Raw genomic sequence first — 11,732 nt, 5'->3', positions numbered from 1 at the left:
CTTCGGAATCGCGTACCATGACTGACGTACTCACTGTCGGCGAGACGATGGTGCTGATGAACCCCACCGAGACGGGTCCGCTGCGGTACGCGGACCGGTTCTCGAAGCGCATCGGCGGGGCGGAGAGCAACGTCGCCATCGGCCTCGCGCGACTCGGCCACGACGCGACGTGGGTCAGCAGGGTGGGCGAGGACCCACACGGCCGGTACGTCCGCGACACCGTCCGCGGGGAGGGCGTCACGACCGAGGTGGCCTTCGACCCCGACGCGCCGACGGGGCTGATGTTCAAGGAGCGCCGCGAGGTGGGCGAGAGCCGCGTGTTCTACTACCGCGACGGGTCGGCGGCGAGTCGCCTCGACCCCGAGGACGTCCCCGCGAGCGTGGTGGGTGAGAGCGAGTTCCTCCACCTGACGGGCATCACGCCCGCTCTCTCTGCGTCCTGTCGCGACCTCTGTTTCGAGGCGGCCGCCCTCGCCCGCGAGCAGGGCACCCGGGTGTCGTTCGACCCGAATCTCCGGTTCAAACTGTGGGACGAGGACGCGATGCGCGAGACGCTCCTCCCCCTCGCCGAACGCGCTGACGTCGTCTTCCCCGGCGTCGAAGAGGGGAAAGTGTTGCTGGGGACGACCGACCCCGCGGAGATCGCGGCGGGCTTTCGCGACCGGGAGGCGAGCGAGGTGGTCGTCACCCTCGGCGGGGAGGGCGCGTACGTCGCGACGGCGGACGTCGCCGAACGGGTCCCCGCCGTGCCCGTCGAACGCGTCGTCGACACCGTCGGCGCGGGCGACGGCTTCGTCGCGGGCTACCTCTCGGGACGACTGGACGGCCTCGAACCCCTCGACGCGGCAAAGCGGGCGGCCGCCTGCGGTGCGCTCGCCACCACCGTCGCGGGCGACATCGAGGGGCTCCCGACCCGCGCGGACCTGGAGCGGTTCGCGGCCGACACGGAGCGGGTAGCGCGCTGAACCGGCGGAATCAGCGACCGAAGGCCGCGCCGACGATCCCGACGAGGCCGGAGACGCCCCCGAGGAGTCGCTCGGACGCGGTCGGGGCGACGAGGTCCTCCTCCACGAGGTACGGTTCGAACGCCCGCAGGAGGGGGAGGGGTTCGACGGTGCCGCGCGACTGGTCGTAGTCGACGATGCCGTGTTCGTCGAGTTTCGGCAGGTGCGCCTGGTACAGCGAGATGTAGACGCGCTTCCGTTGCTGGGCGGTCAGTTCGTCCACGTCGACGTCGTTCTCGATGGCGGCGATGTGCTCGGCGACGACCCCTACGTTCACCAGCCAGTCGCGCTCGGCGAGGAACGCGAGCGCCCGACGACGGCGCTCGTTCTGCAGGATGTGGTACGCGTCGTCGCGAGTGACCCGGGCGGGTGCCTCGCCGTCCGCCACGTCCGGTGCGGTTCCCGTCGACCCATCCGTCTGCTCTCGCTCGGAACTCATTCGAGTGCACCGACGGGGATCGGGAGGGTAAATGGGTGGTACCGTTTACACCGACTCCAGACCGTTCACGACTGTTCTAGAATAAAGATGTTGTTGCCAGTGTGAAACGAAGGGTACAGCGGTTTCCGCCCATCGTTGCGCCGACGAAACTGTCTCGCCAGGTGGGCCGGGGTGCGAATCGACGGTTCGCTGACGCGATTCAACTACGTCGAATCGAACGGGGCGGAGCAGAGCTCCGTTAGCTCGACGAAGCTTACGCTTCGTCAAACAACTCCTCACCGTCGACGAGGTGGTCCGCGACGACGTCCATGTCGAGGGTGATCCCGAGGCCGGGGCGCTCGGGAACCTCGATGCGCCCGTCCTCGATGACCGCCTCCTCGACGAGGTCCGACCACCAGCCGAGTTCGTAGGAGTGGTACTCGACGGCGAGGGCGTTGGGGATCGCCGCGCCGACGTGGGCGCTCGCCATCGTCGCTACGGGCGAGGAGACGTTGTGCATGGCGACGGGGACGTAGTAGGTGTCCGCGAGGTCCGCAATCTTGCGCGTCTCGCGCATCCCGCCGACCTTCGGCATGTCGGGGGCGACGATGTCGACCGCCTGCTCTTCGAGGAGGCGACGGTGGCCGTGCTTGCGGTAGACGTTCTCCCCGGCGGTAATGGGCGTCGTCGTCCCCTTCGTGACCGTCCGCTGGACGTCGTGGTTCTCGGGGGGGACGGGGTCTTCCAGCCACCAGACGTCGAACTCCTCGATGGCCTTCGCCAAGCGGTCGGCGCTGTTGGGCGAGTAGGTCCAGTGGCAGTCGAAGGCGACGTCGGCGCGGTCCTTGACCCGCTCTGTGACGGCCTCGACGATGCGGGCCTTGTGCCGGACCTCGCCGCCGCGCAGGTGGCGGTTCGCGCGGTCTTTCTCGTGGCCCGAGGGCACGTCGAGGTCGAACTTCAGCGCGTCGTAGCCCAGTTCCTCGACGACGCGTTCGGCCTCGTCCGCGCAGGCCTCCGGGTCGGCCTCGTCCGCGGTGTGACAGTCGCAGTACACCCGGACCTCGTCGCGGTACTTGCCCCCGAGCAACTGGTAGGCAGGGACGTCGAGCAGTTTCCCTGCGAGGTCGTGGAGCGCGATTTCGATGCCCGAGATGGCGGTGACGGTGACGCCGCCGACGGCCCCCTCGCCGGACATCTTCTGGACGAGGTGTTCGAACAGGCGGTCGATATCGAGGGGGTTCTCCCCGACGACGAACGGCTTCATCCGTTCGACGAGTTCCGGGACGCCCGCCCCCCAGTAGGCCTCGCCGGTGCCGACGACGCCCGCGTCGGTGTAGACGCGCACGAGCGTCCACGGGAAGTTGCCGTCGACCATGCAGGTCTGGACGTCGGTGATCTCGACGTCGCGGGAGCCCCGCGAGTTCGAGAGCCCCATCGTCTCCGAGGAGAGGTCCCGCATGGTGTACTCCGCGTTCGGGTCGTGTAGCGAGGCGTAGTCCCGGGCCATGTGGCAACTCTTACTCGAACGGGAGTAAAACTTTCTGGGGCTACCGGACGCAGGAGACGGTGACCTGACGAGTCGCCGTGACGGAGACGCCGTCACCGCCGTCGGTACCGACAGCAGTGATGGAGAGCGTGAGGACCTCGGAGGGGCGATCCGCCGGACAGGTGACCGACACATCCACCGGGGCCCGTTCCCCGACCGCGAGGCCGACCGTCTGCGTATCGGGGCCGACTCGCGGCATCCCGGGCCCGGCGTCGAGTTCGACGGTCACGTCCACGGGCGTCCGGAACCGGTTGGTTACGTGGAGCAAGACGACGGTCCGCTCTCGCTGGCCCGGTGGCTCGGCGACCCCAGCGGCCGTCCCGGTCGTCCGCGCGGCGGTCCCCGCACCCGGGTCCTCCCCCTCGTTCGGCGTGTCCGCATCGGTCCCGAAGGGCGGTCCGGCACTAGATTCGCCGCCCTGTCCGGGACGCGCGCTCGCCACCTGCAGTTCGTCGGGAATCTCCAGTCCGAGGTAGGCGTCCTCGTCCTCGACGACGCTGACCGAGACGCCCCGGTCGACGGACGCCGCGGAGAAGGCGCCGGTGCCGACGACGAGACAGACCGCCGCGCAGACGAGCAGGAGGTGTCGGAGGCGAAAGCTCATCGCTCCACCCGCCCCGGCGGGTCGTCGGCCGACCCGAGGCGCATCCTGCGCGTGAGGTAGGTGTGCGCCGCCGCCGAGACGACGAGCGAGGCCACGAGGAAGACGAGCCACGACGTCGGCGGCAGGAGGGAGAAGGGTGCCACGTCCACGAGGACGCCCGCGAGGACGACGGCGTTCACCCCCGCGAGCCCGATGTAGTACCGGCTCCACGGCACGTCCGGGCCGGGGACCACGTCGAGGTACACCTCCAGTTCCGTCGCGGGGTCGGACAGTTCGACGTGCCCCCGTTGCTGGTCGTACTCCACGAACCCGCAGTCGTCCATCTTCGGCAGGTGGAACTGGTGGAGCGCCGTCGAGACGCGGTTGCGCTCGGCGGACGTGAGTTCGCGCACCTCCTTCTCGCACTCCCAGGCCGCGACGTGGTCGACCACCTGCCGCAGGTCCACCACCGGCGAGTCCGCCTGCTTCAGGTAGTGGTAGGTGAAGCGCCTGCGCTGGTTACTCAACACGTCGAAGACCTCTGCTTCGGTCAGTTCTGCCTCCTGTGTCTCCTCGTCGGGTTCGAGTCGTGCCGTCGCGTTGCTCATCCTGAATACCCCCGTAACTCGTGTGTTTGAGGTGAATGGTCAGACTTAAGTATGGGTCTCTATCACGGGAAATCAGGTGATACAGAGCATCTGACGCGAAATTATCTGTCGAAAATGCAATTGTTAAGGAAGGTAAACCGTCGGTGCCCGGAATAAATCTCCGATTACGGGCGTTCGAGGGTGTCTATACGACCCCACAGGGTGCGTTTGCGAGAACTGGTGGATTTCTATTGAGTTACCGAGGCTCTATATTCCTAATCGGGTATGTGTCCTCGGGTTGGGTAAGCGCGCCACGGACGGTGCGTGTGAGACCAACGATGCAACGGCGAAAATTCCTACTCGGTGCAGGATCGCTCGCTGCCGCGGGGGCAGCTGCAACAGGGACTGGTGCGGTCAACTACTTCCGAGCAGAGCGGTCGATGAATGTTTCGACAGCGAACGACAGTAACGCGTTCATTCAGCTGGTTTCGACGAGCCCCTATGCTAGTGAATCTGCGAATGGGACGCTCCAGTTGAACTTCAATCAGGATTCTAACGTTGGTGGAGAGGGCCTCAACAAAAACGCGGATTCGCGGATTGACGGAGTCTTCGAGATTCGGAACAGAGGTGGCACGGGGATGGGATTCTGGATCGACGATGGAGGCAGCTCCGCGGTGGAATTCTTTGAGGAACAAAATAGCTCCTACCCGACGATGGAGTCGTCAGGTGATGCGGTTCCGGTTGGTCCCGGCGAAAGCGTGGGTGTGACTATTGCGTTCCTTCTTCAAGAGAATTCGTACTCGGACGTCCCCAACGAGATAACGATTGCAGCGGACGAATCACAGTACCCGTAGTCGTATCCCACTCAAGAACAACTTGTTTATCATTCGATGAGCGATCGGATACTACCTCATTTCTTGTCCAAGTCTGTCGGAGGAGTGGCAATACTCCTCGTAGTCTTACTTCTCGTGCAGGCGTCAGGACAACTGTTCCTGATCGGATTTGTCGAGTCGGGTAGTATGGAACCCACGTTGAATCAAGGTGATGGATTCATTGCCGCACCGATAGCTCTCGCGGGAAGCCCCGAGGCAGGTGACGTAATTACATACGACGCTGAAGAGTTGCACGACGGCGGTTTGGTGACCCACAGAATCGTGAGAGATACACCCAGGGGGTATATCACTCAGGGCGACGCCAACCCGTTTACTGACCAAGACGGGGAAAGCGAACCACCAGTCAAGGACGCCCAAATCGTCGCCAAAGCTCTCCAGATAAACGGACAGGTCGTCGTCATCCCGCACCTCGGCACCGCAGTTGAGGGCATCCGGGGCGTCCTCACCACGGTCCAGACCTCCCTCGCCTCCCTGTTCGGCACCCGTTCGCTCCTCGGGGCGCAGGGACTGGGCTACCTCCTCTTCGCGTTCGCGGGGCTGTTCTACGTCGTCGACTGGTACCGCGAAGGCTCCGTGAGACGGCGCACACGCTCTACGAAACGCGACACGGGCGTCCCGATGCGCCTCGTCCTCGTCGGGTTCGCCCTCCTCATCGTCGTCGGGGCGACCACCGCGATGGTCGCTCCCGGCGGGACGCAGGAGTACGGCGTCGTGAGCGCGGAGTTCGAGTCCGAGCGCCCGGACGTCATCCCCGTTGGTGAGTCGAAGACCCACGAGTACGTCGTCGGCAACGGCGGCCTCCTCCCGGCGCAGGTGTACGTCGAACCGGCCAGCGAGGGCGTCGCCGTCTCCGACCAGCGACTCCACCTCGCGGGCGGCGAGGAGACGACGACGGACGTGACGCTCTCCGCGCCCGACGAGACGGGCTACTACCGTCGGTACGTGGTCGAACACCGCTACCTCGCCGTCCTGCCGGGCGGCGTCATCGACGCCCTCTACGAATTTCACCCGTGGGCACCGATCGTCGTCATCGACGCGCTACTCGCGGGCGCGTTCCTCGCGCTGACGCTCCCGTTTGCCCCGTCGGGTCGCGTGCGCGAGCGCTCGCGCGAGACGGGGTCCACGCTGTCGAAGTTCTCGCGCCGCCTCGACAGGTTGCTCGGCTGAGAAATCGGCCATTAACTAACCTCGCTATGACGAACAGTCGAACAGACATGTCGGACTGGACACTGCGGGCGCAGCGGTACGTCGAGGCGTACCTGCCGGTGGTCGTCGTGGCGCTCGTCGTCCTCGGGTTACTGGGGGGGTGGCTGACGTACACCGGGTACGCGACCCCCGGCACGCACGAGGAGACGCTGGTGGAGAGCACGTGGACCGAGCGGACGGCCTTCGACCACCACGCGACGGTTACCGAGCCGAACCGATTGTACGAGGTGGGGACGACGCTCCACAACCAGTCGGCGTACTTCACGGCCATCGCGCCGGTGCTGAACGGGAGTTTCGCGTACACCTACGGGGCCAGCGACTCCGGGAGCCTCTCGGCGGACGTGCGGACGGTCCTCGTCCTCCAGTCCGTCGACCGCGAACGCGGCGGGAACACGACGGTGTACTGGCGGCGCACGGAGCCACTGGGCGGGACGCAGGTCGCGGGCCTCTCGCCGGGCGAGCGCGTCGCCGTCCCGTTCTCCGTGAACGTCAGCGCCGCGCAGAACCGGACCGAACTCATCACCGAGGACCTCGGTGGGACCGTCGGGCAGGTGGAGGCCGTCGTCCGCGCGCGCATCGACGTGGAGGGGACGGTCAACGGCGAGCAGGTCGATCGGACCGTCGTCCGGGACCTCCCGCTGGAACTGGGAACGGCCTACCGTATCGCGGGGAACGGGTCGGCGAGCGAGCGCTTCGCCGACGAGCGCACCGTCGTCGTCCCGAACGAACCGGGTCCCGTGGAGCGCTTCGGTGGCCCCGCATTCCTCCTCGCCTCGCTGCTCCTGCTCGGTACCGTCGCGGTCACGGCGCGCGACGACGAGTTCGGGCTGTCCGCGGAGGAGCGGGAGCGACTGGGCTACGCGGGCGACCGGGCGGAGTTCGACGAGTGGATCACTCGCATCCGCCTGCCCGAGACGGTGCTCGACCGGCCGCGGGCGGAGGCCGACTCGCTCGCCGACCTCGTGGACTTCGCCATCGACACCGACAGCGGCGTCGTGGAGGACCCCGACGGCGACGCCTACTACGTCGTCCACGACGACCTGCTGTACGTCTACGAACCACCGACGACCGGCGCGGAGAAACGAGCGGGCGAGCGAGGCGAGGACTGAGCCGCCTCGGGGTCAGAGCAGGTCGCGGTCCCGCAGGTCCGATTCGAGGTCGTTCCTGTCCGCGTCGTCCATCCCGCGGAGGGGGCTCCTGAGGGGGCCGGCGTCGAACCCGCGAAGCGAGAGGGCGGCCTTGACGCCGGCCATGTACGGGCCGCGCTTGAGCGCGCGACGGACGGCGTACACCTCGCGCTGGAGGGCGCGGGCGCGGTGCTCGTCGCCCGCGTCGTACGCCTCGTAGAGGTCGACGACGAGTTCCGGGAAGGCGTTGGCGACGGCGCTGATCACCCCCGAACAGCCGAGGTCGAGTCCGGGGACGAGCAACGAGTCCGACCCCGAGAGGAAGGTCAGGCCCTCGCAGTCGGCGACCGCCTGTCCCAGCCACGGGACGTCCTTGCTGGAGTCCTTCAACCCCGCCACGCCGTCGATGGCGGCGATGTCGCGCATCGCGTCCAGCGAGAGGTGGTTGCCCGTCTTGGACGGGATGTGGTAGACGTACACCGGGAGGTCCACGCTCCCCGCGACCCGGCGGTAGTGTTCGACCGCGCCCGCGTCGTCCAGCGGGTAGTAGAACGGCGTGACGACGACGAGGCCGTCCGTGCCAGCGTCCGCGGCGCGTCGGGCGTGTTCGACCGTCTCGTGGGTGCTCGGCGCGCCGACGCCCGCGATGACGGGCACCTCTGACACCTCGTCCGCGACGGCCCCGACGACCCGCGCGCGTTCCTCGGCCGTGAGGAGGGCGAACTCGCCGTTGGTCCCCAGGGGGAACACCCCGTGGGCGCCGCGGTCCACGACGAACCGGGCGTGAGCGGCGGTCGTCTCGGCGTCGAGCGATTCGTCCGCGTGGAAGGCCGTTACCGTCGGCGGGACGACGCCGTGCAGGTCGAGAGGGTCGTCCGCTCCCGGTGGTGGCGCGTTCGATGGCATGGTGGATGACAGGAGCGCGGGCGTGAAAGTCCGTCGCCCGCTACGGAAGTTTTAACTCGGTATAGAATAAGTATTTCCATCAAGGGAGACACAGTCATGCAAGCACTCGTCGCGCGGGGGGACGGAACGCCGCCGGAACTCGTCGAGCGACCGCGCCCGGAACCGGCGGCGGGCGAGGCCCTCGTCCGGGTTCTCCGGGTGGGTATCGACGGGACGGACCACGAGGTCGTCGCCGGGAACCACGGGTCGCTCCCCGAAGGGGCGGACGCCATCGTCCTCGGCCACGAGGCGGTGGGCGTCGTCGAGGACCCGAACGGGACCGATCTGCGGGAAGGGCAGGTGGTCGCGCCGACGGTCAGGCGGCCCCCGGCGGGGGGCACGAACGAGTTCTTCGAGCGGGGCGAACCCGACATGGCACCGGAGGGGATGTACGTCGAACGCGGCATCGACGGCGCCGACGGCTTCATGGCCGACTACGTCACCAGCCCCGCCGAGTACCTCGTGCCGGTGCCCCGCCACCTCGCCGAGTGGGGGTTGCTCGTCGAACCGCTCAGCGTGAGTGAGAAGGCACTCGAACACGCCTTCGCCTCGCGGTCGGCCTTCGAGTGGACTCCCGAACGGACGCTCGTCCTCGGCAACGGATCGCTCGGCCTGCTCACCCTCGCGATGCTCGTCGGACGCGACGACGTCGAACGGGCCTACTGTCTGGGGCGGCGCGACCGGCCCGACCCGACCATCGACTTCATCGAGCGACTGGGCGCGACGTACGTCGACTCGCGGACGACGCCGGTCCCCGACATCCCCGACCGGTACGAACCGATGGACCTCGTCTACGAGGCGACGGGCTACGCCCGGCACGCCGTCGAGACGGTGTCGGCCCTCGCGCCGGGCGGGGTCGGCGCGCTGGTCGGCGTCCCCGAACCGTGGACCTTCGAGGTCGACGGCGGGCAGTTCCACCGCGACCTCGTCCTCGGGAACCGGGCGCTGGTCGGGACGGTCAACTCCGGGCGCGGGCACTTCGAGACGGCCGTCGAGACCCTGCAGGGCCTCCCGGAGTGGGTCCCGGAGGCCGTCCTGACGGACGTGGTCGCCCCCGAGGAGGCGGGGGGGGCCTTCGCGGACGGCGACGAACGTACTATCAAGACGGCGGTCGAATTCAGCACTATATGAAGAACGTCGACGACCTCATCGAGAACGCATCGGCACTGGCAGAGCGCGGCCTGTCGAAGGGCGAGATAGCCGACGAACTGAACGTCTCCCGGGAGACGGCCCGCTGGCTCGTCGAGCGCGGGAACACGACGACCACCCGGACGGCGAGCGAACCGGACGACATCCACGTCGACTGGTCGGCCGTCGGGAGCGGCGGCGACCGCCTCGAACACGTCGGCAAGGCGATGGCCGACCTCCTGCGCGATGCCAACGGCGAGGTGGACGTCACCGTCGGCATCGAGAAGGCCGGCGTCCCCCTCGCGACGACGGTGGGGCGCGAACTGGCGACGGACCTCGCGACGTACACGCCCGCGAAACACCAGTGGGAGGAGGGCGAACTCGACGACCGGGGCGGGAGCTTCTCGCGGAACTTCGCGCCCATCGAGGGACGCGACTGCTACGTCGTGGACGACACCGTCACCAGCGGAACCACCCTCGCGGAGACGGTCCGGGCCGTCCGCGAACACGGCGGCAACCCCGTCGCTTGCGTCGTCCTCGTGGACAAGCGCGGCGTCGACGAGGTGGAGGGCGTCCCGGTCCACTCGCTCATCCAGGTCATCCGCGTCGGCACGAGCGAGTAGACCACTAACCAGTCCCAGCTGAATACTGTCTTCGACCCGAGGGCGTGAAAACGCTTAACAGTTCCCTCATGGTTGTTCAGACGTTCCACGGCGGCGGCCCAGTGACCGCCACCGGACGGAGCGAGGTGCACATATGTCAGAAGACACGTACGTCGGAGCGGTCGACCAGGGAACGACCGGGACGCGGTTCATGGTGTTCGACCACGGCGGTCGCGTGGTCGCCAACGCCTACGAGACCCACGAACAGATCTACCCCGAACCCGGCTGGGTCGAACACGACCCGGCCGAAATCTGGGAGAACACCACCGAGGTCATCCAGCGGGGCCTCTCGAAGGCCGATATCGGCCCCTCCCAGCTCGCGGCCATCGGCATCACCAACCAGCGCGAGACCACCCTGCTCTGGGACGCCGACACGGGTCGTCCGGTCCACAACGCCATCGTCTGGCAGGACCGACGGACGACCGACCGCATCGAGCGGCTGCAGGCGGAGGGGAAAGACGAGGAGGTGCGCGCGAAGACGGGCCTCCAGCCGGACGCCTACTTCTCGGCGACGAAGGCCGAGTGGCTGCTGGACAACGCCGACCCCATCAAACTCCAGCGGGCGCGCCCGGCGGACGTCCGGGAGCGCGCCGAGGAGGGCGAGGTGCTCTTCGGCACCATCGACTCGTGGCTGACCTACAACCTGACGGGCAACCACATCACCGACGTCACGAACGCCTCGCGGACGATGCTGTTCGACATCCACGACATGTCGTGGGACGACGACCTCCTCGAGGAGTTCGACGTGCCCCGCGCCTGTCTCCCCGAGGTCCGCCCGTCGAGCGACGCGGACTACTACGGCTACACCGACCCCGAGGGGTTCCTCGGGGAGAGGGTTCCCGTCGCGGGAGCGCTCGGCGACCAGCAGGCCGCGCTGTTCGGCCAGACGTGTTTCGACGCCGGCGACGCGAAGAACACCTACGGGACGGGCTCGTTCTTCCTGCTCAACACGGGTAACGAGGCCGTCGAGAGCGACCACGGGCTGTTGACGACGGTCGGCTTCCAGCGCTCGGGCGAACCCGTCCAGTACGCGCTGGAGGGGTCCATCTTCATCACCGGGGCCGCGATCGAGTGGCTGGAGGACATCGACCTCATCGGGAACGCCGCCGAGACGGAGAACCTCGCACGCGGGGTGGACTCCACCGACGGCGTCTACTTCGTCCCGGCGTTCACCGGTCTCGGCGCGCCCCACTGGGACCAGCGCGCACGCGGGACCGTCGTCGGCCTGACCCGGGGGACGCGCAAGGGCCACCTCGTCCGGGCCACCCTGGAAGCCATCGCCTTCCAGACGCGTGACGTGGCCGAGGCGATGCGCGACGACAGCGGCATCGAACTCACCAGCCTCCGGGTCGACGGCGGCGCGGTCAAGAACAACTTCCTCTGTCAGTTGCAGGCGGACATCGTCGGCACCGACATCGTCCGGCCCGTCGTCGACGAGACGACGGCGCTCGGTGCCGCGTACGCCGCCGGCCTCGCCGTCGGCTACTGGGAGACGGTCGACGAACTCCGCGACAACTGGCAGGTCGACCGCGAGTTCACGCCCGACGCCGACGCCGACCTCGAACGGCGCTACGGACGCTGGAGCGAGGCCGTCGAGCGCTCGAAGGACTGGGCGCGGGAGGAGGAGTGA

Annotated in this window: 12 protein-coding genes; 7 read left to right on the top strand and 5 right to left on the bottom strand. The window is 67.8% G+C overall.

Going from position 1 to position 11,732, the window contains the following annotated elements; translation table 11 throughout:
• Window positions 1–17 precede the first annotated feature (17 nt).
• Window positions 18–965: a sugar kinase gene (locus NKG96_RS07855; RefSeq protein ID WP_254537979.1), complete on the top strand. Its 948-nt coding sequence runs from the start codon at window positions 18–20 to the stop codon at window positions 963–965.
• A gap of 10 nt (window positions 966–975) precedes the next feature.
• Here NKG96_RS07855 and NKG96_RS07850 read toward each other — a convergent pair whose 3' ends face one another.
• From NKG96_RS07850 to NKG96_RS07835, 4 genes are all read right to left on the bottom strand, one after another.
• Complete coding sequence (locus NKG96_RS07850) at window positions 976–1,443, bottom strand: DUF7344 domain-containing protein (protein WP_254537978.1); 468 nt, start codon at window positions 1,441–1,443, stop codon at window positions 976–978.
• Between the two features lie 253 nt (window positions 1,444–1,696).
• Complete coding sequence (locus NKG96_RS07845) at window positions 1,697–2,932, bottom strand: mandelate racemase/muconate lactonizing enzyme family protein (protein ID WP_254537977.1); 1,236 nt, start codon at window positions 2,930–2,932, stop codon at window positions 1,697–1,699.
• 40 nt (window positions 2,933–2,972) lie between these two features.
• A complete protein-coding gene (locus NKG96_RS07840; RefSeq protein ID WP_254537976.1) occupies window positions 2,973–3,575 on the bottom strand; it encodes a hypothetical protein in 603 nt (200 codons plus the stop codon).
• A complete protein-coding gene (locus tag NKG96_RS07835; RefSeq protein ID WP_254537975.1) occupies window positions 3,572–4,162 on the bottom strand; it encodes a DUF7344 domain-containing protein in 591 nt (196 codons plus the stop codon). Before NKG96_RS07835 ends, NKG96_RS07840 begins: the two co-directional genes overlap by 4 nt.
• 317 nt (window positions 4,163–4,479) lie before the next feature.
• Here NKG96_RS07835 and NKG96_RS07830 point away from each other — a divergent pair, with 317 nt between their 5' ends.
• The 3 genes from NKG96_RS07830 to NKG96_RS07820 are packed head-to-tail and all read left to right on the top strand — an operon-like array spanning window position 4,480 to window position 7,349.
• Window positions 4,480–4,995, top strand: a complete 516-nt coding sequence (locus NKG96_RS07830) for a DUF1102 domain-containing protein (RefSeq protein WP_254537974.1) — start codon at window positions 4,480–4,482, stop codon at window positions 4,993–4,995.
• Between the two features lie 36 nt (window positions 4,996–5,031).
• On the top strand, window positions 5,032–6,201 hold the full coding sequence (locus NKG96_RS07825; protein ID WP_254537973.1) for a signal peptidase I: 1,170 nt from the start codon (window positions 5,032–5,034) through the stop codon (window positions 6,199–6,201).
• Window positions 6,202–6,248: 47 nt separating this feature from the next.
• Window positions 6,249–7,349, top strand: coding sequence for a DUF5305 domain-containing protein (locus tag NKG96_RS07820; RefSeq protein WP_254537972.1), 1,101 nt, complete (start codon window positions 6,249–6,251; stop codon window positions 7,347–7,349).
• Window positions 7,350–7,361: 12 nt separating this feature from the next.
• On the opposite strand, the gene NKG96_RS07815 is transcribed toward NKG96_RS07820, so the two are convergent.
• Window positions 7,362–8,273 (bottom strand): dihydrodipicolinate synthase family protein, encoded by a 912-nt coding sequence (locus NKG96_RS07815; protein WP_254537971.1) that lies wholly within the window; start codon window positions 8,271–8,273, stop codon window positions 7,362–7,364.
• A 96-nt stretch (window positions 8,274–8,369) separates the two neighbouring features.
• Here NKG96_RS07815 and NKG96_RS07810 point away from each other — a divergent pair, with 96 nt between their 5' ends.
• From NKG96_RS07810 to glpK, 3 genes are all read left to right on the top strand, one after another.
• Window positions 8,370–9,443: a glucose 1-dehydrogenase gene (locus tag NKG96_RS07810; protein ID WP_254537970.1), complete on the top strand. Its 1,074-nt coding sequence runs from the start codon at window positions 8,370–8,372 to the stop codon at window positions 9,441–9,443.
• Window positions 9,440–10,063 (top strand): transcriptional regulator GfcR, encoded by a 624-nt coding sequence (gene gfcR, locus NKG96_RS07805; protein ID WP_254537969.1) that lies wholly within the window; start codon window positions 9,440–9,442, stop codon window positions 10,061–10,063. The genes NKG96_RS07810 and gfcR overlap by 4 nt, the downstream gene beginning before the upstream one ends.
• A 133-nt stretch (window positions 10,064–10,196) precedes the next feature.
• Entirely contained in the window at window positions 10,197–11,732 is a 1,536-nt protein-coding gene (glpK, locus tag NKG96_RS07800; RefSeq protein WP_254537968.1) for a glycerol kinase GlpK, read from the top strand.

The sequence above is a fragment of the Halomarina litorea genome (assembly GCF_024227715.1).
Lineage (GTDB): Archaea > Halobacteriota > Halobacteria > Halobacteriales > Haloarculaceae > Halomarina > Halomarina litorea.
The sequence above is the reverse complement of the archived record's forward strand: the minus strand, read 5'-3'. Positions and strand labels throughout refer to the sequence as shown.

Bases quoted from the DNA above. Each gene is read 5' to 3' on its own strand.
- NKG96_RS07855 (WP_254537979.1), top strand. From the start codon at position 18: ATGACTGACGTACTCACTGTCGGCGAGACGATGGTGCTGATGAACCCC.
- NKG96_RS07850 (WP_254537978.1), bottom strand. From the start codon at position 1,443: ATGAGTTCCGAGCGAGAGCAGACGGATGGGTCGACGGGAACCGCACCG.
- NKG96_RS07845 (WP_254537977.1), bottom strand. From the start codon at position 2,932: ATGGCCCGGGACTACGCCTCGCTACACGACCCGAACGCGGAGTACACC.
- NKG96_RS07840 (WP_254537976.1), bottom strand. From the start codon at position 3,575: ATGAGCTTTCGCCTCCGACACCTCCTGCTCGTCTGCGCGGCGGTCTGT.
- NKG96_RS07835 (WP_254537975.1), bottom strand. From the start codon at position 4,162: ATGAGCAACGCGACGGCACGACTCGAACCCGACGAGGAGACACAGGAG.
- NKG96_RS07830 (WP_254537974.1), top strand. From the start codon at position 4,480: ATGCAACGGCGAAAATTCCTACTCGGTGCAGGATCGCTCGCTGCCGCG.
- NKG96_RS07825 (WP_254537973.1), top strand. From the start codon at position 5,032: ATGAGCGATCGGATACTACCTCATTTCTTGTCCAAGTCTGTCGGAGGA.
- NKG96_RS07820 (WP_254537972.1), top strand. From the start codon at position 6,249: ATGTCGGACTGGACACTGCGGGCGCAGCGGTACGTCGAGGCGTACCTG.
- NKG96_RS07815 (WP_254537971.1), bottom strand. From the start codon at position 8,273: ATGCCATCGAACGCGCCACCACCGGGAGCGGACGACCCTCTCGACCTG.
- NKG96_RS07810 (WP_254537970.1), top strand. From the start codon at position 8,370: ATGCAAGCACTCGTCGCGCGGGGGGACGGAACGCCGCCGGAACTCGTC.
- gfcR (WP_254537969.1), top strand. From the start codon at position 9,440: ATGAAGAACGTCGACGACCTCATCGAGAACGCATCGGCACTGGCAGAG.
- glpK (WP_254537968.1), top strand. From the start codon at position 10,197: ATGTCAGAAGACACGTACGTCGGAGCGGTCGACCAGGGAACGACCGGG.